The sequence below is a fragment of the Streptomyces sp. NPDC048637 genome, assembly GCF_040650675.1.
In the GTDB taxonomy this organism is placed as follows: Bacteria; Actinomycetota; Actinomycetes; order Streptomycetales; family Streptomycetaceae; genus Streptomyces.
In genome coordinates, this window is the sequence record NZ_JBEZHQ010000011.1 from 85,671 (window position 1) to 111,754 (window position 26,084).

General features: G+C 71.8%; 19 protein-coding genes. 10 read left to right on the top strand and 9 right to left on the bottom strand.

What is annotated here, in order from left to right; genetic code table 11:
* Positions 1-653: 653 nt before the first annotated feature.
* Complete coding sequence (locus AB0C46_RS16890; protein WP_362828556.1) at positions 654-1,775, bottom strand: secretion protein snm4; 1,122 nt, start codon at positions 1,773-1,775, stop codon at positions 654-656.
* Between the two features lie 232 nt (positions 1,776-2,007).
* On the opposite strand from AB0C46_RS16890, the gene AB0C46_RS16895 reads away from it, so the two are divergent.
* The 7 genes from AB0C46_RS16895 (at position 2,008) to rarD (ending at position 11,644) form a co-directional block, all read left to right on the top strand.
* A complete protein-coding gene (locus AB0C46_RS16895) occupies positions 2,008-3,285 on the top strand; it encodes a sensor domain-containing protein (RefSeq protein WP_362828557.1) in 1,278 nt (425 codons plus the stop codon).
* Positions 3,286-3,653: 368 nt separating this feature from the next.
* On the top strand, positions 3,654-4,967 hold the full coding sequence (locus AB0C46_RS16900; RefSeq protein ID WP_362828658.1) for a sensor domain-containing protein: 1,314 nt from the start codon (positions 3,654-3,656) through the stop codon (positions 4,965-4,967).
* A 197-nt stretch (positions 4,968-5,164) separates the two neighbouring features.
* Positions 5,165-5,824, top strand: coding sequence for a response regulator transcription factor (locus AB0C46_RS16905; protein ID WP_362828659.1), 660 nt, complete (start codon positions 5,165-5,167; stop codon positions 5,822-5,824).
* Positions 5,825-6,119: 295 nt separating this feature from the next.
* On the top strand, positions 6,120-8,072 hold the full coding sequence (locus AB0C46_RS16910; RefSeq protein ID WP_362828558.1) for a 2-oxoacid:acceptor oxidoreductase subunit alpha: 1,953 nt from the start codon (positions 6,120-6,122) through the stop codon (positions 8,070-8,072).
* The gene (locus AB0C46_RS16915; protein ID WP_362828559.1) at positions 8,065-9,159 is read left to right on the top strand and encodes a 2-oxoacid:ferredoxin oxidoreductase subunit beta; all 1,095 of its coding nucleotides are present in this window, start codon (positions 8,065-8,067) and stop codon (positions 9,157-9,159) included. Before AB0C46_RS16910 ends, AB0C46_RS16915 begins: the two co-directional genes overlap by 8 nt.
* 326 nt (positions 9,160-9,485) lie before the next feature.
* Positions 9,486-10,346, top strand: a complete 861-nt coding sequence (locus AB0C46_RS16920; protein ID WP_362828560.1) for an SDR family oxidoreductase — start codon at positions 9,486-9,488, stop codon at positions 10,344-10,346.
* 266 nt (positions 10,347-10,612) lie between these two features.
* On the top strand, positions 10,613-11,644 hold the full coding sequence (rarD, locus tag AB0C46_RS16925; RefSeq protein WP_362828561.1) for an EamA family transporter RarD: 1,032 nt from the start codon (positions 10,613-10,615) through the stop codon (positions 11,642-11,644).
* Here the strand turns inward: rarD and AB0C46_RS16930 are convergent.
* From AB0C46_RS16930 to AB0C46_RS16950, 5 genes are all read right to left on the bottom strand, one after another.
* A complete protein-coding gene (locus AB0C46_RS16930) occupies positions 11,634-12,509 on the bottom strand; it encodes an ABC transporter permease (protein WP_362828562.1) in 876 nt (291 codons plus the stop codon). The genes rarD and AB0C46_RS16930 overlap by 11 nt on opposite strands.
* Positions 12,496-13,560 carry an ABC transporter ATP-binding protein gene (locus tag AB0C46_RS16935; RefSeq protein ID WP_362828563.1) on the bottom strand — a complete coding sequence of 355 codons (1,065 nt, stop codon included), beginning with the start codon at positions 13,558-13,560 and terminating at the stop codon, positions 12,496-12,498. Before AB0C46_RS16935 ends, AB0C46_RS16930 begins: the two co-directional genes overlap by 14 nt.
* Positions 13,561-13,653: 93 nt before the next feature.
* Positions 13,654-14,919 (bottom strand): DUF2092 domain-containing protein, encoded by a 1,266-nt coding sequence (locus AB0C46_RS16940; protein ID WP_362828564.1) that lies wholly within the window; start codon positions 14,917-14,919, stop codon positions 13,654-13,656.
* Between the two features lie 261 nt (positions 14,920-15,180).
* Positions 15,181-16,194, bottom strand: coding sequence for a polyprenyl synthetase family protein (locus AB0C46_RS16945; RefSeq protein ID WP_362828565.1), 1,014 nt, complete (start codon positions 16,192-16,194; stop codon positions 15,181-15,183).
* Between the two features lie 489 nt (positions 16,195-16,683).
* On the bottom strand, positions 16,684-17,886 hold the full coding sequence (locus AB0C46_RS16950; protein ID WP_362828566.1) for an FAD-dependent oxidoreductase: 1,203 nt from the start codon (positions 17,884-17,886) through the stop codon (positions 16,684-16,686).
* Between the two features lie 398 nt (positions 17,887-18,284).
* Between AB0C46_RS16950 and fahA the strand changes: the two genes are divergently transcribed.
* From fahA to AB0C46_RS16965, 3 genes are all read left to right on the top strand, one after another.
* Positions 18,285-19,487 carry a fumarylacetoacetase gene (gene fahA / locus AB0C46_RS16955; RefSeq protein ID WP_362828567.1) on the top strand — a complete coding sequence of 401 codons (1,203 nt, stop codon included), beginning with the start codon at positions 18,285-18,287 and terminating at the stop codon, positions 19,485-19,487.
* On the top strand, positions 19,484-20,137 hold the full coding sequence (locus tag AB0C46_RS16960; protein WP_362828568.1) for a GPP34 family phosphoprotein: 654 nt from the start codon (positions 19,484-19,486) through the stop codon (positions 20,135-20,137). The genes fahA and AB0C46_RS16960 overlap by 4 nt, the downstream gene beginning before the upstream one ends.
* A 171-nt stretch (positions 20,138-20,308) precedes the next feature.
* Positions 20,309-20,794 (top strand): hypothetical protein, encoded by a 486-nt coding sequence (locus AB0C46_RS16965; RefSeq protein WP_362828569.1) that lies wholly within the window; start codon positions 20,309-20,311, stop codon positions 20,792-20,794.
* Between the two features lie 82 nt (positions 20,795-20,876).
* On the opposite strand, the gene nuoN is transcribed toward AB0C46_RS16965, so the two are convergent.
* Genes nuoN through nuoL form a run of 3 tightly spaced genes read right to left on the bottom strand, consistent with a single transcriptional unit; the run spans position 20,877 to position 26,071 of the window.
* Positions 20,877-22,529, bottom strand: a complete 1,653-nt coding sequence (nuoN, locus tag AB0C46_RS16970) for an NADH-quinone oxidoreductase subunit NuoN (protein WP_362828570.1) — start codon at positions 22,527-22,529, stop codon at positions 20,877-20,879.
* Positions 22,526-24,184 (bottom strand): NADH-quinone oxidoreductase subunit M, encoded by a 1,659-nt coding sequence (locus tag AB0C46_RS16975; protein ID WP_362828571.1) that lies wholly within the window; start codon positions 24,182-24,184, stop codon positions 22,526-22,528. The genes nuoN and AB0C46_RS16975 overlap by 4 nt, the downstream gene beginning before the upstream one ends.
* A gap of 3 nt (positions 24,185-24,187) precedes the next feature.
* Positions 24,188-26,071, bottom strand: a complete 1,884-nt coding sequence (gene nuoL / locus AB0C46_RS16980; RefSeq protein WP_362828572.1) for an NADH-quinone oxidoreductase subunit L — start codon at positions 26,069-26,071, stop codon at positions 24,188-24,190.
* Positions 26,072-26,084: the final 13 nt, after the last annotated feature.

Below are 26,084 nucleotides of genomic sequence, written 5' to 3' on the forward strand. Positions count from 1 at the left end.
CGGTGCGGAGGGCCCAGCGGGTGCGGAGGGCCCAACGGGTGCGGCGGGCTGGGCCGGAGCCGCGGACCGGACCGGTGTGGACGGTGCAGCGGCTGTCGGGTGCACCGGACCGGCAGCAGGCATGGCCCCGGCGACGGGAGTCGGCCCGGTGGCAGGCATCGCCCCGGCGGGAAGCGTCGCCCCGGTCGCAGGCACCGCCCCAGCCACAGGCACCGCCCCGGCGGCAGGCGTAGCCCCCGCCACAGGCATCGCCCCGGCCGCAGGCATCGACGCATTGCTGGGCATAGACGCATCCGCAGGCATCAACGCACCGGTAGGCATCGGACCGGCCGCGGGCAGCCCCCCAGGCTCCCCCGGCGTCCCCGGCACCCCCGGAATCCCAGGCACCCCAGGCATCCCCGGCACCCCCGGCACCCCAGGAGCACTTCCCTGCCCGGCCGGACCGCCGCCGTCCGCCTCGCTCATCGCTCGCGCCTCGCCCGTCATACCCAACTCGCCGCTCTCGCCCGTACTTCCCGCCGCGCCCAACTCTCCTGCCGTATAGGCCCCAGGAGTCGCATTCATCGCATGCACCGCATCCGCACCCCCTCCCGCTCCCGCTTCTTCCGGGTTGCACTCCGCCGATGACATGACCCCTCCACCGCCTCTCCGGGTCAGGATGCGCCGAACAGCAGGCCGTAGAGCCCGAAGGCCCCGAGGGTGACCGGAATCAGCGCCACCACACTCACCGACTCGGCACGGTCCAGCCACCGTCGCAGCCGGGCACGCAACGGCTCCGGCACACGCACCGCGAGCACCGCGACCGGCAGCACCGCCAGCAGACCCAGCACGGCCAGCGCCGGTGCCGGCGCCCCGCCGTCGGTGGCCCAGAGCAGCACCAGCCGTACGCAGACCGCCAGGCCGGCCGCCAGCAGCGCGACGACCTCCACCGCCAGCGGATACGCACGTGCCCGTGAGCACAGCACACCGCACAGCAGCAGCGCGGCGAGCACCGTCCACAGGCCGGGGGTCTGCACCGCGAGCACCCCCGCCGCACCGGCCGAGGCCGCCGCGACCGCCGTGGCCGGGACCAGCTCCCGGTGGGTGGCGCCCAGCGCGCCCGCCACCTGGTGCCGGCTGACCGGCGTTCCGCCGGCGCGCAGGTCGTCGAGCCGGGTGAGGCCGGCCGCCCGCAGCGCGAGACGCGGCAGCTGGCCCAGGACGAGGACGGAGACGAAACCGAGCACAACTCCCGTACGTGCGGGGGTGGTCAGTGTCAGGCCCAGCTCCCAGGCGCCCACCGCGAGCGCGAGCGCCGCGGCGCCGGTCAGGCCGCCGCGCCCCAGCCCCGTGCAGAGTCCGAGGAGGGCGAGCACCGCCGCCACGGTCAGTCCGACGGCGGCGAGCCTGCCGCTGCCGTCCGGGACCGCCTGCCAGGCCGCGGCCACGCCGAGCACCCCGCCGAGCAGCAACAGGGCGGCTCCCGGGGCGTGCTGCCCGCGCTGCGCGGCGAGCCCGCCGACGGCCGCACCGGCGGCGGTGACGATGACGGCGGCGACGCCGAGCCAGAGGGCGATGCCCCCGTTCACGTACCAACTGCCCGCGCAGACCCCGGTGACCGCCGCGAGCAGCACACTCGCCGTCACCGCCGTCCAGACTCTGCTCCGCTCGCCCCATCCCCAGCCGCGGACATCGAGGGGGGCGGCCACCGCGTCGGTGAGGTCCCGCGTGGCGGGATCCGGCCGTCCCGCGGCGTATTCCGGCTTCAGCAACTGGCCGTCGTCACCCCGCGCCATCGCCCCTCGCCCCTCCCGTTGTGCATCGCCACACCTTACGGTCCCGTCGGCGCGCCGTGTCCACCACGCCGGTAACGGGACGGGCACTGTGCCGCGCCCCCGTCCCGTCCCGGCTCAGGTGCCGTGACCTGCGACAGGACGCTCGATGCGGGGAGGGGAATGGGGCAAACCCCACCCCAGTCCCCCCAGCTGCCCCATGGCACCCCGGGCGGCGGCCGGGCAGGCTGGGCGCATGACGGAGAGTTCCCGACCCACTGCTGCCGAGGACGCCCTTGACGGCGCCTCACCACCGCCGCCCAGAGCGCCGCTCAGCGGCACGACGTGGCGGGAGATCGCCTATCTGCTGGCCAACCTCCCTTTGGGCCTCATGGCGTTCGCGGTGCTGATGGTGTGGGTCGCATTGGGACTCGGGCTGTCTGTCATCGTGATCACGCTGCCGCTGCTGGCCACGGGGCTGATGGCGTGCCGGCAGTACGGGAGGCTGGAGCGGGCCCGGGCGCGGGCGTTGCTCGGGGTGCGGGTCGAGGAGCCGAGCCGGCTGCGGGCCCGGTACCCGGGGTTCCTGCCGTGGTTGTGGACGGGGCTGAAGGATCCGGTCGCCTGGCGGCATGCCCTGTTCACGTTCATCCGGCTGCCGTGGTCCGTCCTCACGTTCACGGTCGTCTTCGTCCTGCTGTTCCTGGGGTGGCCGGCGCTGCCGTGGGTGTCGCGCTGGCTCTCCAACGTGGACCGGGCGATGGTGCGCGGACTGCTCTCGCCGTCCGACGAACTGGAGCGGCGGATCGCCGAACTGGAGTCGGACCGGGTGACGGTCACTGACACCGCGGCCGCCGATCTGCGGCGCATCGAACGGGATCTGCACGACGGCGCACAGGCCCGGCTCGTGGCGCTCGCCATGGGGCTCGGTCTGGCGAAGGAGAAGCTGCTGGAGGGCCAGGCCGACGCCAGCGTGGCGGCGATGGTGGACGAGGCACACGGCGAGGTGAAGCTGGCGCTGCAGGAGCTGCGGGATCTGGCCCGGGGCATCCATCCGGCGATCCTCACCGACCGGGGGCTGGGGCCCGCGCTGACCTCGCTTGCCGGGCGCTGCACGGTGCCCGTCACCACGGCCGTGGACCTGGCCGAACGGCCCGCGCCCGCCATCGAGGGCATCGCCTATTTCACCGTCTCCGAGCTGCTGCAGAACGTCTCCAAACACAGTGCGGCGCGGCAGGCGTCCGTCGAGGTGTGGCGGGCGAAGGACCGGCTGCTGCTCCAGGTGTCGGACGACGGGAAGGGCGGGGCACGGCTGGACGGCGGGAGCGGGATGGCCGGGCTCGCCGAGCGGCTGGGATCGGTGGACGGGCTGTTCGTGCTGGATTCGCCGGTGGGCGGGCCCACACGGGTAACGGCGGAGCTGCCGTGGCGGGCGCGGACGGGGGCCGGGGGCGGGGCCGGGGCCGAGGCCGGGGGCGGTTCGGGGACGAGGGCGAGGGCAGCAGGGGCGAAGGCTGAGTCGAGGGGCCGCTGAGGGCGTATGCCGGGCGTCGGCCGGCCGGGGCGGCGGTGCGGGCGGGGTGAGGGGCGCGTGGGGCGAGGGCGCGCCGGGGCGAGGGCGCGTCGGGCGACGGGGCGTGAGGGCCGATGGGCCGGGAGGGCCGATGGGCCGGGAGGGCACCGGCCTGTCGGCCCGTCCGGGCGTCGGCCGGTGCGGCGGATTGTGGTCGGCCTCAGGTCCGGGGGTGGGGATAACCCCAGGCGAAGACTGCGAAGACCCTCATGGTGCGGGGGGCGCCGGTCGCGGACGCTTGTCATGGCGGAAAAAGCCGCACGGAGCGGCAGATGCAGTCAGCGGCGCCGACAGGGCAGGCCGCGCCCGGCAGAACGGACGACGAGACGATGGACACCGCATACGCACCGCATCCCCGCGGCTCCCGTGTGCCCGTGGGGCTGCGTGCCCCGTTCTCCGGGCGCACCTGGCGGGAGTTCCTGTACCTCTTCCTCAGCCTCCCGATGTCCGTCCTGATGTTCACGTACGCGATAGCGGTGCTCTCGCTGGGCGCCGGCCTGCTGGTGACGTTCCTGGGCATCCCGGTGCTGGCGGGCGGTCTGGCCGGCAGCCGTGCGCTGGGCGTTCTGGAGCGTGCGCGGGCCCGCGCCCTGCTGGGGCTGGACGTCGCCGATCCGGAGCCGCCCCGGGCCTCCAAACCGGGCCTGATGGGGTGGGTCGGGGCCGTGCTGAAGAGCGGGGTGTCCTGGCGGCACCTCGTCTACTCCGTGCTGCACCTGCCGTGGGCGATCTTTTCCTTCGTCTTCTCGGTGACGTTCTGGTCAATCGGCTGGGGACTGCTGGCCTATCCGCTGTGGCGCTGGACGCTCCCCGCGTATATCGACCAGCCCGGCATCCAGATGTGGGGCGACGGCAACGGCAACGGCCTCTATCTCGACACCCCGGCGGACATCGGGTTCACCAGCGGGTTCGGGCTGCTGCTGGTGCTGGCCGGGCCGTGGGTGATCCACGGTCTGACGCAGGTGGACCGGGTCATGGTCCATGGCCTGCTGGGGCCTTCCTCCCTCGCCACCCGGGTGTCGCAGCTGGAGTCGGACCGTGGGGTGGTGGTGGACACCGCGGCGGCCGACCTGCGGCGCATCGAGCGCGATCTGCACGACGGCGCACAGGCCCGGCTGGTGACGCTCGCCATGGACCTGGGCCTGGCCAAGGAGAAGCTGGCGGAGGACCCGGAGGCCGCGGCCAAGATGGTGGACGAGGCGCACGGCGAGGTGAAGGCCGCGCTCCAGGAGCTGCGCGACCTGGCCCGCGGGATCCATCCGGCGATCCTCACCGACCGGGGTCTCGGTCCGGCGCTGTCCGCGCTGTCCGCGCGGTGCACGGTCCCGGTGACGGTGACCGTGGATCTGGACCACCGGCCGGCCGCGGCGATCGAGGGAATCGCGTACTTCACCGCCTCCGAGCTGCTGCAGAACGTCTCCAAGCACGCCCGGGCCGCCGGCGCCACGCTGGACGTCTGGCGCACCGCGGACCGGCTCATGGTGCTGGTCGCGGACAACGGCCGGGGCGGCGCGCACACCGGCAGCGGCACCGGCCTGGCCGGCCTCGCCGAGCGGCTGGATGCCGTCGACGGCCTGCTGATAGTGGACTCCCCGGTCGGCGGCCCGACGTGCATCACCGCCGAACTGCCGTGGCGCGGGTGACCGCCGGGCGGCGCTGAAGGGGTCGCCGGGCCAGCGCCCGGGAGCCGCCCGCCCGCTCCCCGCCGGCCACGGCCTCGTGCCCCCTGTCTCCACCCCTGATCCCCCTCACCCGCCTCGCTTCCGTCCGGATGCTGAGATGCTGGGTGTCCGGCAGGGACGGGATGACACATGGGGGGATCTGAGCCGTGGAGGACACAGTGCGGGTGGTCATCGCCGAGGACTCGGTGCTGCTCCGGGAGGGCCTGACCAGACTGCTCACCGACCGGGGGCACGAGGTCGTGGCCGGCGTGGCGGACGCCGAGGCGCTGATCAAGGTGATCGGGGAGCTGGCGGACGAGGGGGCGCTGCCGGATGTGGTGGTGGCGGACGTACGGATGCCGCCGACGCACACCGACGAAGGGGTGCGGGCCGCGATCCGGCTGCGCCGGGACCACCCGGGTCTGGGCGTGCTGGTCCTCTCGCAGTACGTCGAGGAGCAGTACGCGACGGAGCTGCTGGCCGGTTCGAGCCGGGGCATCGGCTACCTGCTCAAGGACCGGGTGGCCGAGGTGCGGGAGTTCGTCGACGCGGTGGTCCGGGTCGCCGGGGGCGGGACCGCGCTGGACCCGGAGGTGGTGGCACAGCTGCTGGGACGCAGCCGTAAGCAGGAGGTGCTGGACCGTCTGACACCACGGGAGCGGGAGGTGCTGGGGCTGATGGCCGAGGGCCGGACGAACTCCGCGGTCGCCCGGCAGCTGGTGGTCAGCGACGGTGCGGTCGAGAAGCACGTCAGCAATATCTTCCTGAAACTGGGCCTGGCGCAGAGTGACGGGGATCACCGAAGAGTGCTTGCCGTGCTCACCTACCTCAACTCCTGAGCGTCTGACACTCTGTCAGATGAGCTGTCCGAGGTGTTTTCCGCGCAGGTCGAGGACTTTGGGCGTAGAACCAATGGAGGAGTCCGGAGCGTCATGAGCAAGGGGGGCACGGGGGCGATGATTTCATGACAAAACGCACCAGATCCCTGTCTCATGTTGACGTCCACCATGCGATCGCCCCAAGGAAGGCCACCCTTACCCACGTACGATGGTTATGGGACAACCGGTCGGTACGACACGTCCCGAGCCCTGCCTCCGGCGGGGACGCCGCACCCCTCGAGGGAGGTCCGAAGCAGTGACCAGCCAGGTCAGTAGCCCAGCCGAGCAGACCGACGCAGCGCTTGTCGGGGAACAGCGCGCTTCCGGTAACGGCGGCGAAGGCAAAGAAGTCCGACGTCTGGACCGGGTGATCATCCGGTTCGCCGGAGACTCCGGTGACGGTATGCAGCTCACCGGCGACCGGTTCACCTCCGAGACGGCGTCGTTCGGCAACGACCTGTCGACGCTGCCGAACTTCCCCGCCGAGATCCGGGCCCCTGCCGGGACCCTGCCGGGCGTCTCCAGCTTCCAGCTGCACTTCGCCGACCACGACATCCTCACGCCCGGTGACGCACCGAACGTGCTGGTCGCGATGAACCCCGCCGCACTGAAGGCGAACCTCGCCGATGTGCCACGGGGTGCGGACATCATCGTCAACACGGATGAGTTCACCAAGCGCCCGATGGCGAAGGTCGGCTATGCCACCAGCCCGCTGGAGGACGGCTCGCTGGAGGCCTACAACGTCCACCCGGTGCCGCTGACCACGCTGACGATCGAGGCGCTCAAGGAGTTCGGGCTCTCCCGCAAGGAGGCCGAGCGCAGCAAGAACATGTTCGCGCTGGGGCTGCTGTCGTGGATGTACCACCGGCCGACCGAGGGCACCGAGAAGTTCCTGCGGGCGAAGTTCGCCAAGAAGCCGGAGATCGCCGAGGCGAACGTCACCGCGTTCCGGGCGGGCTGGAACTTCGGTGAGACGACGGAGGACTTCGCCGTCTCGTACGAGGTCGCACCGGCGACGAAGGACTTCCCCACCGGCACCTACCGCAACATCTCCGGGAACCTCGCGCTGTCCTACGGGCTGATCGCGGCGGGCAGGCAGGCGGATCTGCCGCTGTATCTGGGCTCGTACCCGATCACCCCGGCCTCCGACATCCTGCACGAGCTCTCCAAGCACAAGAACTTCGGTGTGCGGACGTTCCAGGCGGAGGACGAGATCGCCGGGATCGGCGCGGCGCTGGGCGCGGCCTTCGGCGGCGCGCTGGCGGTGACGACCACCTCCGGCCCCGGTGTGGCGCTGAAGTCGGAGACCATCGGTCTCGCGGTCAGCCTCGAACTGCCGCTGCTGATCGTGGACATCCAGCGCGGCGGGCCCTCGACGGGGCTGCCGACGAAGACCGAGCAGGCCGATCTGCTGCAGGCGATGTACGGACGCAACGGCGAGGCGCCGGTGCCGATCGTGGCGCCCAGGACGCCCGCCGACTGCTTCGACGCGGCGCTGGACGCGGCCCGTATCGCGCTCACCTACCGCACCCCCGTCTTCCTGCTCTCCGACGGCTACCTGGCCAACGGCTCCGAGCCGTGGCGGATCCCGGACATCGACAAACTCCCCGATCTGCGGGTCCAGTTCGCCTCCGGCACCAACCACCAGCTGGCGGACGGCACCGAAGTGTTCTGGCCGTACAAGCGCGATCAGCAGACCCTGGCCCGCCCCTGGGCCGTGCCGGGCACGCCGGGCCTGGAGCACCGCATCGGCGGCATCGAGAAGCAGGACGGCACCGGCAACATCTCCTACGACCCCGCCAACCACGACTTCATGGTGCGCACCCGCCAGGCGAAGGTGGACGGCGTCGAGGTTCCCGACCTCGAGGTCGACGACCCCGCCGACGAGAGCGGCCAGGGCGCCAGGACCCTTGCCCTGGGCTGGGGTTCGACGTACGGACCGATCACCGCGGCGGTCCGGCGCGTACGGGGCGCGGGAGAACGCATCGCGCAGGCCCATCTGCGCCATCTCAACCCCTTCCCACGGAATCTCGGCGAGGTCCTGGCGCGTTACGACAAGGTGATCGTGCCGGAGATGAACCTCGGACAGCTCACGACTCTGCTGCGCGCCAAGTACCTCGTGGACGCGCACTCGCACACCCAGGTCAGCGGAATGCCGTTCAAGGCCGAGCAGCTCGCGGAGGTCTTTAAGGAGGCCATCAATGACTGAGGCGATCTCGGAGCGGCCCTCGCAGATCGAGGCGCTCTCCCTGGTGCCCAAGGCCGACGCCAAGCAGTCCATGAAGGACTTCAAGTCCGATCAGGAAGTGCGCTGGTGCCCCGGCTGCGGTGACTACGCCGTCCTCGCCGCCGTGCAGGGCTTCATGCCCGAGCTCGGCCTGGCGAAGGAGAACATCGTCTTCGTCTCCGGCATCGGCTGCTCCTCCCGCTTCCCGTACTACATGAACACCTACGGGATGCACTCCATCCACGGCCGCGCCCCGGCCATCGCCACCGGCCTGGCCTCCTCGCGGCGTGACCTGTCCGTGTGGGTCGTCACGGGTGACGGCGATGCGCTGTCCATCGGCGGCAACCACCTCATCCACGCCCTGCGGCGCAACGTCAACCTCAAGATCCTGCTGTTCAACAACCGGATCTACGGTCTGACCAAGGGCCAGTACAGCCCCACCTCCGAGGTCGGCAAGATCACCAAGTCGACGCCGATGGGCTCGCTGGACGCGCCCTTCAACCCGGTGTCGCTGGCGCTCGGCGCCGAGGCGTCCTTCGTGGCGCGCACGGTCGACTCCGACCGCAAGCACCTCACCTCGGTGCTGCGCGAGGCCGCCGCCCACCCCGGCACGGCGCTGGTGGAGATCTACCAGAACTGCAACATCTTCAACGACGGCGCCTTCGAGGTCCTCAAGGACAAGGAGAAGGCCGAGGAGGCCGTGATCCGGCTGGAGCACGGGCAGCCGATCCGCTTCGGCGCGCTGGCCCCCGACGGCTTCGGCTCCAAGGGCGTGGTCCGCGACCCGGCCACCGGCGACCTCAAGGTCATCGATGTCCGGGAGGAGGGCACGGGCGGTGTGCTGGTGCACGACGCCCACAACCCCTCGCCCACGACGGCCTTCGCCCTCTCCCGGCTCGCCGACGCCGACACCCTCCACCACACCCCCATCGGTGTGCTGCGCAGTGTCGACCGGCCGGTCTACGACACCCTGATGTCCGACCAGCTGGACGCCGCCATCGAGCAGCAGGGCAAGGGCGACCTCGCCACGCTGCTGACCGGCAATGACACCTGGACGGTCGTCGGCTGACCGACCGGCTTCGCGGGTGCCTCCGGGAGCGTTCAACGGCGCTTCCGGAGGCACCCGTTTGCTGTATGCCGTGATCACGACAGATTTCCCCTCTCCGGCGCCTGGCGGGTTCCGTCTTCTGCCCCGAGCAGGTCCCGTCTCCTGCGCCGAGCGGGTTCCGTGCCCTGCACCATGCCGGTCCCGTCTCCTGCACCATGCCGGTCCCGCGCCGTCGGGTAATGCTGAAGGAGATCCCGCACCAGCTGTCCGTACGCCCGTCATAGACGATCGTTTATGGCAGGCGTACGGTCGGGTCCTCAGCCAGCGACGTCCACAGGGGGTCACTCATGAGCTTCGTCGTCACCGGCGCCACCGGGGCGCTCGGCCGACTCGTCATCGAGGAACTGCTCCGGCGCACCGCACCGGGCGAGATCGTCGCCCTCGCCCGCGACCGGGCCAAGGCTGCCGACCTCGCGGCCCGCGGGGTGGAGATCAAGCACGCGGACTACAGCCGGCCCGAGACCCTCCAGGGCGCCTTCGCGGCCGGTGACCGGGTGCTGTTCATCTCCGGGAACGAGGCGGGGCAGCGCCTCATCCAGCACCGCACCGTCATCGACGCCGCGCGGGAGGCGGGCGTCGGGCTGCTCGCGTACACCAGTGTGCTGGGCGGGCCGACGGCCACGTTCTCCATCGCCGAGGAACACCTCGCCACCGAGCAGGCGCTGCTCGCGTCCGGGGTGCCGTACTGCCTGCTGCGCAACGGCTGGTACCACGAGAACTACACGGGCGCGCTCGCCACCACCCTGAAGACCGGCGCCGTCGTCGGCAGCGCGGGCGAGGGCCGGGTGGCCACCGCCGCGCGCCGGGACTACGCCGAGGCGGCCGCCGTCGTCCTCACCGGCAGCGGCCACGCGAACACGGTGTACGAGCTGAGCGGCGACACCGCCTGGACGATGGCCGAGTTCGCGGCCGAGGTCTCGCGGCAGACCGGCCGGCGCATCCCGTACCGCGACCTGCCGCCGGAGCAGTATGTGGCGCTGCTGGTGGAGGCGGGCGTACCGGCGCTGGGCGCACAGCTGGTCGCCGACGCGGACGCCGGGATCGCCCGCGGTGAGCTGGCCGCGACGCCCGGCGAGCTGTCCCGGCTCATCGGCCGTCCGACCACGCCGATCGCCGAGACGATCGCGGAGGCGCTGAAGGGGCTTTAGGGGCTGGAGGGGCTGAAAGGCTGAAAGGGCTGAAGGGACCGCCCACCTGAAACGGCCCCGCCCGGAGCCGGCCCCCCGGCCGCGCCCCCAGCCGCGCCCCGAGCACCGCCCCCAGCACCGCCCCCCAGCCGCACCCCGTGCACCGTCCGTACGGCCCGTACCGCCCGCCGCGCGGCCCGTCATGGCCGTATGTCAAGACGGGCATGACAGGTGGTCCGGGCGGCGCTACTTTCGCAGCGGCGACGCAGCACCACCAGGAGGGCCCCTTGCAGCCTCGAAGCGATCAGCGCACCGGACTCGCCTACGGCCTCGCCGCCTACACCATGTGGGGCCTGCTGCCGCTCTACTGGCGTCTGCTGGACGACGCCTCACCGTCCGAGATCCTGGCCCATCGCATGGTGTGGTCGCTGCCCGTCGCCGTCCTCCTGCTGGCCGTGCTCCGCCGCTGGTCCTGGTGGGGTCCGCTGCTGCGGCAGCCCCGAAGGCTCGGGCTGATCGTCCTCTGTGCCCTGGTCATCTCGGTGAACTGGTTCCTCTACATCTGGGCGGTCAACGCCGGGCAGGTGCTGGAGGCGTCGCTCGGCTACTTCATCAATCCGCTGGTCAGCATCGCCTTCGGCGTCCTGGTGCTGCGCGAGCGGCTGCGTCCGCTGCAGTGGACGGCGGTGGGGATCGGCGCCCTCGCCGTCATCGTGATGACCGTCGCCTACGGCCGGGTGCCCTGGATCGCGCTCGCGCTGGCCTTCTCGTTCGCGACGTACGGGCTGGTCAAGAAGGGCATCAAGCTCGACGGGATCGAGGGCTTCAGCGCCGAGACGGCCCTGCAGCTGCTGCCCGCGCTGGGCTTTCTGGTCTTCCTCGGCCTGCGCGGTGAGTCCAGTTTCACCACCGGCGGGGTGGGTCAGGCGCTGCTGCTGTCGGCCTGCGGTATCGCGACGGCGGTGCCGCTGATCTGCTTCGGCGCCTCGGCCGTGCGGCTGCCGCTGACGACGATCGGGATGATGCAGTATCTGGCGCCGACCTTCCAGTTCGTGCTGGGGCTCACGGTCTTCCACGAGGCGATGCCGCCGGAGCGCTGGGCCGGGTTCGCCCTGGTGTGGCTGGCCCTGGCGCTGCTGACCTGGGACGCACTGCGGACCGCGCGGCGGGCGCGGACGGCGCTGGCCGAGGCCGCGGCCCGCGCGGGCGAGGCGGCTGCCGGGGCGGCGCAGGCCACCAGAGCGCCCCGGGCCGCGGCGGCGGCACAGCACGACGGGGAGCAGACGGCGCCGCCGCGGCCCCCCGGCCTCATGCAGTGATGTCCCGGGTGGTGAAGCGCGCCCAGGCCGCCGAGCCGAACACCAGGACATACAGCGCCTGCAGGCCGAGGTTCTTCTGCAGCTGGTCCCAGTAGACGGGATCGCGGAGCAGATCCGCGAAGGACAGCCAGTAGTGCGGGAAGAGATACGGCTGGATGGCGTGCAACTGCGGGATGGTGTCCAGGATCTGCACGGTGATCAGCAGGCCGACCGTGGTCGCCATGGCCGCGATACCGCTGGTGGTGAGCGCCGAGACGAACAGGCCGACGGCGGCCACCCCGGTCAGCGACAGCGCCACCGCGACCGCGATGGCCAGCGCCCGCAGCAGCCCCTCACCGAAGGACACCGAGGTGCCCGAGAGCAGGGTGACCTCGCCCAGGGGGAAGAGCAGCGCGCCGGTCGCCAGTGCGGAGAGCGCTACGACCAGGGCGCCCACCAGGCAGAACGTCAGGGTCGTGGCGTATTTGACCAGCAGCAGACGGGTGCGGCCCGCGGGGGCGACCAGGAGATAGCGCAGCGTCCCGCCGTGCGCCTCGCCGGCGAGGGAGTCGCCCGCGATCACGCCGACGGACATCGGCAGGAAGAACGGCAGGGTCACCGCGAGCGAGGTGAAGACCAGGAAGAGGCCGTTGTGGGTGACCTGGGAGATGAACGCCGGGCCGGCCTCGCCGCCGCCACCGCCGCCCGGCCCGCCGTCGCCGGTCTCGATCTTGAGGGCGATGCCGACCAGGACCGGTACGCCCGCGAGCACCGCCAGCAGCGCGAGGGTGCGCCAGCGCCGGAACGTCATGGCGATCTCGTTGCGCAGCAGCCCCAGCGACCACAGCGGCCGGGGCGTTCGCCGCACCGCCTCAGCCTGCGACATCGAAGCCCTCCCCGGTCAGCGACACGAAGACATCCTCCAGCGAGGCCCGCGCCGTGCCGAAGCCACGGACCCGCACCCCGGCGTGCACCAGCGCGGCGTTGAGGTCCGCGACTTCCCGCGGCGCCCCGCCGTCCGGCCCGCCCAGAGGAGCGTCCGGAGCCGGGAGTTCGCCCGTCACCCGGTCGTCGGTGACCTCCACGACGGTCACCCCGTGCTCCTTCAGCACACGGGCCGCGTCCGCGGTGTCGGGCGTGGTGACCGTGAGCCTGCCGTGGCCGCGCGGGCCCAGGACCGTGGCGGAGAGGTCGGCGACCGTGCCCTGGGTGATCAGCCGGCCGCGGGCCATCACCGCGGCATGGGTGCAGACCTGCTCGATCTCGTCGAGGAGATGGGAGGAGAGGAAGACGGTCGTACCGTCCGCCGCCAGCTCGCGGACCAGGGCACGGATCTCCCGCATGCCCTGCGGGTCCAGGCCGTTGGTGGGCTCGTCGAGCACCAGCAGTTCACGGGGCTGGAGCAGGGCCGCGGCCAGGCCGAGGCGCTGCTTCATACCGAGGGAGTAGGCGCGTGCCTTCTTGCCGGCCGCCGCGGCCAGGCCCACCCGCTCCAGTGCCCGGTCGACCCGCGCACCGCGGGTGCGGGGATCGGCGGCCGGGTCGGCGGCGTCGAACCGGCGGAGGTTGTCCCGCCCGCTGAGGAAGCCGTAGAGCGCCGGGCCCTCGATGAGCGCGCCGACCCTGGGCAGCACCCGGCGGCCCGCGGCGGGCATCGGCTGCCCGAGCACCCGGGCGTGGCCGGCGGTCGCCTCGATCAAGCCCATCAGCATGCGGATGGTGGTGGTCTTGCCGCAGCCGTTGGGGCCGAGGAAGCCGAAGACGCTGCCACGCGGTACGACCAGATCGAGGCCGTCGACGGCGAGCCGCCCGCCGCGGTACGCCTTGGTCAGCCCGCGCGTCTCGATCGCCGGGTCCCCGGTCGGCGGACGCCCGGACCCGGGCCCGTCGGCGGGCGGGCGCACACCATCGGGCCCCGGTGCGGGCGGTGCTGGCATCGGCTCCCCCGACGTCGTACGGAAGGCCCACGGGCGGCGCCGCGCCACCCGTGAAGGGGTGGCGCGGCGGTCCCGCGAGGCCGTGGTGGCCCGTTACTTGGCGGCGTTGGCCGCGTTGATCAGGGCCTGCTTGTCGACGGCGCCGACGTAGACCGTGCCGTTGTCCGTGATCAGGGCATTGACCAGGCGGGTGCTGAAGACCCGGCCGGAGCCGAACGAGCCGCTGACCTTGTCACCGATGCTGTCCAGGAACTTCGCGGCGTCACCGCCCGCGCCCTTGTCCTCGCCCTTGCCGGAGGGCAGACCGGCGCCCTCGCCCTTGATCGTGGCGATGGACGTCCAGCCCTCGCCGATGACGTTCAGCCCGCCCATGTCCTTGGCGAGGTCCTTGCGGGACGGGGCGTCCTTGCCGTGCCCGCGCTGCGCCGTCGCGCGCTCCTTGTCGCCGTCGACGACCTTGGCGCCCTTGGGCGGGGTGAAGGCGAACGTGCTCGCGGCGGGCTTGGCGAAGTCGACGTTGGTGTAGCCGACGTCGACGGCGGCCGCGCCACCGCTCTTGGGAGTCAGGGTGAACTTCAGCGGCGTGCCGTTCTCGGCGTCCACCGCGACCCGGATCGAGCCGACCGTGGAGCCGCTCTGCTTGGGCTTGATCAGCAGCTGGTAGGCGTCCCGTCCGGCGACCTTGGCGGTGCCGTCGACGGTGACCGAGGTCGTGTCACCGGCCGCCTTCAGGGCCTGCTTCGCGAGGTCCTGCGGGGTGGCGTTCTTCAGGTCCTTGGGGAGGTCCTTGGGCGCCCGGTGCTGCTTGCCGTGCCGGCCGGCGTCGGGCGCGGTGCTGTGCACGGCGGTGTTGCTGCCGCTGTCGTACGCCCAGACCTCATTGCCTCGGTGGACGAGGCTGTACTCGGCGGCCTTGTCGACGATCGACACCCGCTGCTTCTCGGGGCCGTCGACCGCGACGCGCAGCGTGTGCGCACCGGACGCCAGCTCCATCAGCTTGTTCTGGGGCGCCGCGGAGGCACCGTCCCCGTCCTTCTCGCCGCCGCCCGGGGCACCGCCGAAGCCGCCCGCTCCGCCACCGGCGCCCGGCAGCGACGGCAGACCGAGGTCGGTGCTGACCCGGACCGTGCCGGAGAGCTGCTGGACATCCGACTTGGCGATCTTGGCTATCAGGTCCTGTGCCGAGATCTTCGGCAGGTCCGGAGAACCGGAGCCAGCGAACGCCGGGACCAGCCCGATCGTGGCCGCCGCCACGCCCGCCACCGCGACCGGCACGCCGTACCGCACCGCCTTACGGCGCCTCGGGGAGCGCTCCCCGTCCCATCCGTCGGTGACCTCGGTCGGTTCGTTCCGTGGCATCTGCCCTACCTCCGTCGTGTGCGGCGGCTGCTGTGCTGTCCACGCGTTCCCCCCTGGGGCTCATGGTGACCTGTCCGCCGCGCTCAAGTGGTTCCATCTCACCAAATCGCGCGGCGCAAAACGTCAGCCCTCGGGAGCAATTCGTCCTACTGCTGAGGTATGACGCACGATCACCTCAGGTGGGAAGCCGTACGACAGGAGGCGGAGCATTCCCTAGGGGATGCGGGGGCCGTCCGTAGGGGGCAGGCGTGTCCGGAGGGCTCAGCCCGCCCGGTGCACCACCGCGTCGCAGAGCCCCTCAAGGGCCGACTTGGCCATGCACGAGCGCAGCGGCGCCAGCATCGCGCGGGCCTCCTCCGCATAGCGCACGGTGTCGCGGCGGGCCTCTTCGAGCGCCGGGTGGGCGCGCAGACCGGCCAGCGCCTCGGCATGCCGGGCGTCGTCGGTGAGGTCGCCGGCCAGCAGCTCGCACAGCGCGCGGTCCTCGGGGGTGCCGGTGGCGCTCTCGGCCCGCGCCCGCAGCCGCAGCACCGGCAGCGTCGGGATGCCCTCGCGCAGGTCCGTACCGGGTGTCTTGCCCGATTCATGCGAGTCGCTGGCGATGTCCAGGACGTCGTCGGCCAGCTGGAAGGCGGTACCGAGCCGCTCGCCGTACTGGGTGAGGATGTTGACCGCCGGCTCCTCGGCGCCCGACATCATCGCGCCGAAGCGGCAGGCGACGGCGACAAGCGAGCCGGTCTTGCCCGCGAGCACGTCCAGGTAGTGGTCGATGGGGTCACGGCCGTCGCGCGGGCCCGCGGTCTCCAGGATCTGGCCGGTCACCAGGCGCTCGAACGCCTCGGCCTGGATCCGGACCGCCTCGGGCCCGAGGTCGGCGAGGATGTGCGAAGCGCGGGCGAACAGGAAGTCGCCGGTCAGCACCGCGACGGAGTTGCCCCAGCGGGCGTTGGCGCTGGCCACCCCGCGGCGCACATCGGCCTCGTCCATCACGTCGTCGTGGTACAGCGTCGCCAGATGCGTGAGCTCCACGACGACGGCGGAGGGCACCACACCCGGGCTGTAGGGGTCACCGAACTGGGCGGCCAGCGTCACCAGCAGCGGCCGGAACCGCTTGCCGCCCGCGCGCACGAGATGCTGCGCGGCTTCGGTGATGAACGGCACGTCGCTCTTGGTGGCCTCCAGCAGGCCCTCCTCGACAGCCGCCAACCCGGCCTGGACATCGGCCTCAAGAGCCTGGTCCCGCACGCTCAGCCCGAAGGGCCCGACGACGGTCACGAGGGGTACTCCTGTCTGCTGACGATCAAACTGAATGTCGATCTGTCGCTGTCTCCACCACTGGCCAGCGTATCCGGTCGCAGTTCGATCACCGTGAGCGCCCGCCCCCCGAACCGCCCGGGAAGCACGGCGACCCCCGGCCGGGATGTTCCGGATCATCTGTTGACGCGGGTATGACGAGGAAGAGACGCGGGCGTGACAAGGAAGAGCGGACCGGCAACGGCAAGCATCCCCGGTCCGCTTCCGCTCCGGCAAGGCCCCCACGAACCGGGTATGGCCGGAAAACCCCCACCCCGTCCCCGCCCCGCCCGGAGCGGGGGCACACCGCTCACCGCCCCGTCCGAAATCACCGTGGTCCAGGACGACTTCCGCATCCGCCGCACCGCCGGCCGCCCTGACCGGGCGGGGCGGCCTTCCGGCGTACGGGGCTCCGGAGCACGCCCCGGGCGCGGGGGCACCCCGGGGCCGGCCCGCGCGGACGCCCCCGCCTCACCCGTACGCCCGCGCCACCGCCCGCGCCAGCCGCGGCGAGGCGAACTGCGTGCCGCACACAAAGCGCATCACCGGCCCGAACGACGCGGCCGCCGGCAGCCCCGTGAAGTACAGCCCCGGCACGGACGAGCCGAAGCCGGCGCCCAGCAGCGGACCGCCGGCCCGCGCCACGATCCCGGTGCGCAGCCCCTGGCCCAGGAAGTCCAGTGCCGCCAGATCCATCCGGTAGCCGGTCGCGGCCAGCACATGGTCGGCGACGACTTCCCCGCCCTGCCCGTCGGCGCCGCGCAGCGCCAGTACGGGGCGGCCGTCGCGGACCGTGGCCCGTACGATCCGCCGCCCCTGCGTCACCCGCACCCGGTCGGTGAAGCGGTCCCGCAGCCACCACGCCCCCAGCGGGACGGGCACCCGGCGCACCAGATACCGCCGGACGGGCCCCGGCAGCCGGCGGAAGGCACCGGCGTGGTGCGTCAGCGCATACCGCGACCAGGCGTTGCCGAACGGCGACGGCGGCCGCAGCCGCGGCCGGCGGTCCGGCGGCGCGCCGAAGCCCACCGCGGCGGGGCCGCGCGCCACCACCCGTACGGCCGCCGCGCCCGCCTCGGTGAGCAGCACCGCGCTCTCCAGCGCCGACTGCCCGGCGCCGATCACGACCACGTCCCGGCCGGCCAGCACGGACAGATCGTGGTGCTGCGAGCTGTGCGAGACCGGCCCGGTGGCGGACGGGCCGTCCGGGAGCGCGGCGGCCAGTTCCGGCGGCAGCTGCGCCAGCCCGCTCAGGCCGGTGGCGACGACCACCGCCCGCGCGCCGAACTGCTCACCGCTGTCCAGCTTCAGCTCGAAGCCGTCGCCCCGCCGGTCGACCGAGACCACCCGGACCTGCTCCAGACCGGGCACCAGCCGCTGCTGCACCCACTGGCCGTACCGGACGAAGGTCTCGACGGGGAGCAGGTCCCGGTCCGAGGCGTAGGGCCCCTCCCCCGTCGCCGCACAGAAGTCGCCGAGCGTGTGGCCGGGCCGGGGGACGCCGATACTCGATGCCGCGGGCGTCGACGTGAGCAGCATGCCCGCAGGCATCTGCGTGCGCCAGCTCACCATCGGCTGTCCGAAGACCCGCACCGGCAGGCCGTACGCCTGGAGGTGCGCGGCCGCCGACAGACCGTACGGACCGGCCCCGATGACCGCTACCGGAGTGCTCACTTCGGTCCCTCCCTCGCGTGAAGAACGGCAGCCCGGCCGCCGCGTCGCCGGTGGGGATCAACAGCCCGTCACCCGCCGGTCCGGCCCCTCCCGCCCGGTGGCCCCGCCCTCCCCCGTCCGGACGAAGCGGACGCGGTGACAGCGGACGGATGCCGCGGACCAGGGCAAGGAAGTTAGGCCTGAATTGCGCAGTGCGGCAAGGCTTTTCCCGACATGACCGATGCGTGGGGTGCAGCACACCGCGCCACCGCCCACGCTCTGCGTACGCATCCGCGCCATCGCGCCCCGGGACCGCCCCACTGATCACCGCCCGGCCGTACTCTGATCGACGGCCCCACGGCCCGCGGGCCACCAGGCCCCGGCCGCCCACCGGCGACGACGAACGCGAGGAGCTGTCCATGCCCGAGCAGAGCCCGTTCGACCTGGCGGAAGGCGATCCCTTCGGCCCGCACAACCTCCCCTACGGCGTCTTCAGCACCGCCGACGCGCCCGACCGGCGCCGCCTCGGTGTCCGCTACGGCGACCGGGTCCTCGATCTGAGCGCCCTGCCGAGCGCGCTGCCCGCCGCCATCCATCCGCACGCCGAACTGCTCGCGGCGCCGACCCTCAACCCGCTGCTGGCCGCCGGCCGTCCCGTCTGGCAGCAGATCCGCGCGGCCGTCCGCAGCGCCGTGACCGACCCCGCGCACCACGGCGAAGTGGCGCCGCTGTTCCACCCGCTGGCCGAGGTCACGCTGCACCTCCCCTTCGAGGTCGCCGACTATGTCGACTTCTACGCCAGCGAACACCACGCCACCAACGTCGGCCGGATCTTCCGCCCGAACGACGCGGCGCTGACCCCCAACTGGAAGCATCTGCCGATCGGTTACCACGGCCGGGCGGGCACCGTGGTCGTCACCGGCACCCCGGTCGTACGGCCGCACGGCCAGCGCAAGGCCCCCGCGGACGAGGCGCCCACCTTCGGCCCGTCCGTCCGTCTCGACATCGAGGCCGAGGTCGGCTTTGTCGTCGGCGCGCCCTCCACGCTCCACGAACCCGTCGCCCTGGGCGCCTTCCGCGACCATGTCTTCGGTGTCTGCCTCCTCAACGACTGGTCCGCGCGCGACATCCAGGCCTGGGAGTACGTGCCGCTCGGCCCCTTCCTCGGCAAGTCCTTCGCCACCTCCGTCTCCGCCTGGGTCACCCCGCTCGACGCCCTCGACGCGGCCCGTACGGCACCGCCCGCCCGGGACTTCCCGCTGCTGCCCTACCTCGACGACTCGGGTGCGGAGCCGGGCGGCATCGACATCCGTATCGAGGTGCGCATCAACGGCGAGACGGTTTCCCGGCCGCCGTTCTCCGCCATGTACTGGACGGCCGCCCAGCAGCTGGCCCATATGACCGTCAACGGCGCCTCGCTGCGCACCGGCGATCTGTTCGCCTCCGGCACCGTCTCCGGGCCCGACCCCGACCAGCTCGGCTGCCTGCTGGAACTGACCCAGGGCAAGGGCCCCTACCTCCAGGACGGCGACGAGGTCACCCTCACGGCCTGGGCCCCCGGAGCCGAAGGCGCCCGGATCGGCCTGGGCGAGGTCACCGGCCGCATCCTGCCCGCGGTATGACCACCGCGCCGCTCACCCTCCCGGAGGAGCTGCTGCTGCTCGCCCTCGAACCGGAACGCGGCCGGTTCCTGAACCACGCCAGATACCTGCGGTACGGACTGGCCGGCGCGGCGCTGGCCGATCTGGAGGAGGCCGGGCGGATCACCGTCGGGAGCGGCGACCGGATCACGGTGACCAACCCCCTGCCGCTGGGCGATCCGGTGCTGGACGGCGCGCTGGCGGCGCTGCCCGGCCCGGACAAGCGGGGCCGGGGCATCAAGGCGGAGCGCTGGGTGCGCCGGGCCGGCCGGCCGGTCCAGGAGCTGTGTGTGCGCCGGCTGGAGGAGCGCGGCGCACTGCGCCGGGAGACCCGGCGCGCTCTGGGCCTGTTCCCGTACGAACGCTTCCCGGCCGGGGCGGTGGACCTCGTCGGCCCGGCCCGGGAGCGCTTCGCCGAGGCGCTCCACGCCGGGTTCCCGGACCGCCGGGGCCGGCTGATGGCCGCGCTGGCCTCGGCGACCGACCTGGACCGCCGGCTCCTGCTGAGCCGCGGCTACCGTCCCGTGCTCCGCGAGATGAAGCGGTTCGCGCGGGAGTTCTGGACGACCCGTGCGGTGCAGCGCGCGGTCCGCCAGGACAAGGAGGCGGCGTCGAATGCGGGATCCGCCTGAATCAGACCGATACGCACTCAACATCCCTTCTTGTCACCTCATGGACGCCCCTTCGTCACAGCACCACACCAACTCCGTACCGGCGCCGCGGCAATCCGGGCCACGGCTCGGACGGCCGCCCGGAGCCGCTGCTAGCCTCACGTCTCCTGTCCCACAACGGAGGAGACGTACGTGCGCAAGGCAGCGCAGATCGCCGGGGCGGCAGCCATCGCCGCGATGCTGCTCAGCGGTTGCGGAAGCAGCGGCGGCAACGGCAACGACAGCAAGCCGAGCAAGTCGCCGGACGCCGCGCCGTCGACTCCGGGAGGCGCCGACAAGCCCGGGGGCTCCGGCGCGGTCGAGGGCGCCTGGAAGTCCGGCCCGAAGAGCAGCCCGCTGATCCTCGTGATCACCAAGGGCACCGTCGCGTTCAGCAACGGGCACAAGGCCGCCTGTCTGGGCAAGGTCCAGGAGATGGCCGGGATGACCATGGCCGCGGTCAAGTGCACCGACGGGGACACCACCCGCACCATGGGCACCCTCAAGCCCGGCGCGGACGGCAAGACCCTGACCGTCGACTGGAAGAACGGCCCCACCGAGAAGTACACCAAGTCCAGCGACGGCAGCGTGAAGATCCCCGACATGCCGGAGATGCCGAGCGGGATGCCCAAGAGCTGACCGCCCGCCACGCGAACGGCCGCCGCCCGGAACCCCCCGAGGGTCCCGGGCGGCGGCCGTTGCCGTACCGCGCCGCCCGTTCTCAGCGCACGAAGACCCCGGCCTGGCCGGCCAGATCGAGGAAGTACTGCGGCGCCAGGCCGAGCACCAGGGTGACCGCGACGCCGACGGCGATGGCCGTGGTCGTCAGCGGGCTGGGCACCGCGACGGTCGGGCCGTCCGCCTTGGGCTCGTTGAAGAACATCAGCACGATGACGCGGATGTAGAAGAACGCGGCGATGGCGGAGGAGAGCACACCGACCACCACCAGCCAGCCCGCGCCGCTCTGCGCCGCCGCCTTGAAGACCGCGAACTTTCCGGTGAACCCGGAGGTCAGCGGGATGCCCGCGAAGGCCAGCAGGAAGACCGCGAAGACCGCGGCCACCAGCGGCGAACGGCGGCCGAGCCCCGCCCACTTGGACAGCTGGGTGGCCTCACCGCCGGCGTCCCGCACCAGGGTGACCACGGCGAAGGCGCCGAGGGTCACGAAGGAGTAGGCGCCGAGGTAGAAGAGCACCGAGGAGATGCCCTCCTCGCTGGTGGCGATGACACCGGCGAGGATGAAGCCGGCGTGCGCGATGGAGGAGTAGGCCAGCAGCCGCTTGATGTCGGTCTGGGTGATGGCGACGATCGCCCCGCCCAGCATCGTGATGATCGCGACGCCCCACATCACCGGCTGCCAGTCCCAGCGCATCCCCGGCAGGACGACATACAGCAGGCGCAGCAGCGCACCAAACGCCGCGACCTTGGTGGCGGCCGCCATGAAGCCGGTGACCGGGGTCGGGGCGCCCTGGTAGACGTCCGGGGTCCACATGTGGAACGGGACCGCGCCGACCTTGAACAGCAGCCCCATCAGCACCAGAGCCGCACCGATCAGCAGCAGTGCGTCACTGCCCATCGTGCCGGCCAGCGCCGGATCGATCTGCTTGGCGCCGACCGAGATCACCTCGGCGATCCCGGCGTAGGTGACCGTGCCCGCGTAGCCGTACAGCAGGGCCACACCGAACAGCAGGAAGGCGGACGAGAAGGCGCCGAGAAGGAAGTACTTCACCGCGGCCTCCTGCGACAGCAGCCGCTGGCGGCGGGCCAGCGCACACAGGATGTACAGCGGGAGGGAGAAGACCTCCAGCGCGATGAAGAGGGTCAGCAGGTCATTGGCCGCCGGGAAGACCAGCATGCCGCCGACCGCGAAGAGCGCGATCGGGAAGACCTCGGTGGTGGTGAACCCGGCCTTGACCGCGGCCTGTTCGGCGGCCCCGCCGGGGACGGCCGCGGGCTGCGCGGCGAAGGAGTCCACGCGGTTGCCGTGCGCCGCCGGATCGAGCCGGCGCTCGGCGAAGGTGAAGACGGCGACCAGGGACACCAGCAGGATCGTGCCCTGCAGGAACAGTGCGGGACCGTCGACGGCGAGGGCGCCCATGGCGGCGATATGCGCCTTGGCCGAGCCGAAGCCGCCGGCCGCCAGTCCGATCACCGCGGCGAACGCGGCCGCCAGCGCCACCACGGCCAGCAGCAGCTGGGAGTAGTAGCGGTGGCGGCGCGGCACGAACGCCTCGATGACGATGCCGATCACCGCCGCGCCCAGGACGATCAGCGTCGGCGACAGCTGGGCGTACTCGATGTGCGGTGCCGGGATCTTGCCCGGTGCACCGGCCGCCACTGTCCACAGGCTGTGGACACTTGCCACGGAACTCACTTCGCGGCCTCCACGTCTTGATCATGCACGGTATGGCCGGGCCGGTGTTGGCCGGTCACGGCGTCCACCTGCACAGGGGGCTTGGGGTCCTTCTTGTCCACGACGGACAGGGTGTGGCCGACCGCCGGGTTGACGAGGTCCGTGAGCGGCTTGGGATACACCCCGAGGAAGAGCAGCAGCGCGATCAGCGGCGCCACCACCACCAGCTCCCGCACCCGGAGATCGGGCATGCTCTTCACCTCGGCCTTCACCGGCCCGGTCATCGTCCGCTGGTAGAGCACGAGGACGTACAGCGCGGCGAGGACGATCCCCAGGGTGGCGATGATGCCGATCACCGGATAGCGGCTGAACGTGCCGACCAGGACCAGGAATTCGCTGACGAACGGTGCCAGGCCGGGCAGCGACAGGGTGGCGAGGCCGCCGATGAGGAACGTACCGGCGAGGACCGGGGCGACCTTCTGGACACCGCCGAAGTCCGCGATCAGCCGCGAGCCGCGGCGGCTGATCAGGAAACCGGCCACCAGCATCAGGGCGGCGGTGGAGATGCCGTGGTTGACCATGTAGAGCGTGGCGCCGCTCTGGCCCTGGGTGGTCATCGCGAAGATGCCCAGGATGATGAAGCCGAAGTGGGAGATCGAGGCATAGGCGATCAGCCGCTTGATGTCCCGCTGGGCGACCGCCAGCAGCGCGCCGTAGAGCACACTGATCAGCGCGAGCACCAGGATGGCGGGGGTCGCCCAGCTGCTGGCCTCCGGGAAGAGCTGGAGGCAGAAGCGGAGCATCGCGAACGTGCCGACCTTGTCGACCACCGCGGTGATCAGCACCGCGACCGGCGCGGTGGACTCGCCCATGGCGCCCGGCAGCCAGGTGTGCAGCGGCCACAGCGGCGCCTTCACCGCGAACGCGAAGAAGAAGCCGAGGAAGAGCAGCCGTTCGGTGCCGGTGGCGATCTCCAGCTTGCCGGCCGCCCGTGCCTCGACGATCTGCTGCAGCGAGAAGGTGCCGGTGCCGAGCTGGTCGGCGGTGACGGCGTACAGCCCGATCACCGCGGCCAGCATGATCAGTCCGCCGGCGAGGTTGTAGAGCAGGAACTTCACCGCGGCGTACGACCGCCGGTTCGCGGCCCGCTCCTCGCCGTCCCCGCCCGCCCGGTCCCCGAAGCCGCCGATGAGGAAGTACATCGGGATCAGCATGGCTTCGAAGAAGATGTAGAAGAGGAAGACATCGGTGGCCTCGAAGGAGATGACCACCATCGCCTCGACCGCCAGGATCAGCGCGAAGAAGCCCTGGGTGGGCCGCCAGCGCCGGTTGGGCGTGGCCTCCTCCAGGGGGTCGGCGTCATGCCAGCCCGCCAGGATGATGAAGGGGATCAGCAGGGTGGTCAGCGCGATCAGGGCGACCGCGATCCCGTCCACGCCGAGTTCGTAGCGGACACCGAAGTCGCTGATCCAGGCGTGCGATTCGGTGAGCTGGAAGGGGCCCTTGGCGCCCGGGTCGAAGCGGAACGCGACCAGCAGCGCCAGCGCGAAGGTGACCAGCGAGAAGACCAGCGCGAGCCATTTGGCCGCGGTGCGCTTGGCGGCGGGCAGCGCGGCGGTGGCGATCGCACCGATCGCCGGCACCACGGCCACCGCCGTCAGCAGGGGAAACGACATGGCTCAGACACCCCTCATCAGCAGGGTCGCGGCGACGAGAACGGCGGCCCCGCCCAGCATCTGGACCGCGTACGAACGGACGAATCCGGTCTGCAACCGGCGCAGCAGGCCGGAGAGTCCGCCCATCGAAGCCGCCGTGCCGTTGACCGCGCCGTCCACGACGGAGCGGTCGAGTTGGACGAGTGTGCCGGTGAGCTCTTCACCGCCGCGCACGAACACGACGTGGTTGAAGTCGTCCTGGAGCAGATCGCGGCGGGCGGCCCGGGTCAGCAGCGAGCCGCGCGGGGCGAGCGCCGGGACGGGCTTGCGGCCGTACATCAGCCAGGCGATGCCGACCCCGATGAGCAGCACCACGATCGTCGAGGCGGTGACCGTGGTGGCGCTGACCGGGGAGTGGCCGTGCGCGAACGAGGTGACCGGCTCCAGCCACGTCACAAAGGCCTCGTTGATGCTGAACAGCCCGCCCGCGAAGACCGATCCGATGGCCAGCACGATCATCGGGACCGTCATGACCTTCGGCGACTCGTGCGGATGCACCTCGCTGGGGTCCCAGCGCTTCTCGCCGAAGAACGTCATCAGCATCACCCGCGTCATGTAGAAGGCGGTGATCGCGGCGCCCAGCAGGGCCGCGCCGCCGAGGATCCAGCCCTCGGTGCCGCCCTTGGCGAACGCCGCCTCGATGATCTTGTCCTTGGAGAAGAAGCCGGACAGACCGGGGAAGCCGATGATCGCCAGATAGCCGAGGCCGAAGGTGACGAAGGTGACCGGCATGTACTTCCGCAGACCGCCGTAACGGCGCATGTCCACCTCGTCGTTCATGCCGTGCATCACGGAACCGGCGCCGAGGAAGAGGCCCGCCTTGAAGAAGCCGTGGGTGACCAGGTGCATGATCGCGAACGCGTAGCCGATCGGGCCCAGGCCGGCGGCCAGGATCATGTAGCCGATCTGCGACATCGTCGAACCGGCCAGCGCCTTCTTGATGTCGTCCTTGGCACAACCGACGATCGCACCGAAGAGGAGGGTGACCGCACCGACCACGACGACCGCCAGCTGGGCGGTCGGCGCGGCATTGAAGACCGCCCCGGAGCGGGTGATCAGATACACCCCGGCGGTGACCATCGTGGCGGCGTGGATCAGGGCCGAGACCGGGGTCGGGCCCTCCATCGCGTCGCCGAGCCAGGACTGCAGCGGTACCTGCGCCGACTTGCCGCAGGCGGCCAGCAGCAGCATCAGCCCGATGGCGGTCAGCTTGCCCTCGGACGTGTCACCGGTGGCGGCGAGCACCGGGCCGAAGGCGAAGGTCCCGAACGTCGTGAACATCAGCATGATCGCGATGGACAGGCCCATGTCGCCGACGCGGTTGACCAGGAACGCCTTCTTGGCGGCCGTGGCCGCGCTCGGCTTGTGCTGCCAGAACCCGATGAGCAGGTACGAGGCGAGACCGACGCCCTCCCAGCCGACGTACAGCAGAAGGTAGTTGTCGGCGAGGACGAGCAGCAGCATCGCTGCGAGGAAGAGATTGAGGTAGCCGAAGAAGCGGCGGCGCCGCTCGTCGTGCTCCATATAGCCGATCGAATAGATGTGGATCAGCGAGCCGACACCGGTGATCAGCAGGACGAACGTCATGGACAGCTGGTCGAGCTGGAAAGCGATGTCGGCCTGGAAGCCGCCGACCGGGATCCAGCTGAACAGGTGCTGGTGCAGGGCACGGTCCTCGGCGCCCCTGCCCAGCATGCCGGCGAAGAGCGCCACCCCGATGGCGAACGACGCCACCGAGAACAGCGTGCCGATCAAGTGGCCGGTGCGGTCGAATCGTTTGCCGCCGCACAACAGCAGGGCCGCACCGACCAGCGGTGCCGCGACAAGCAGCGCGATCAAGTTCTCCACTTTGTGCGACCCC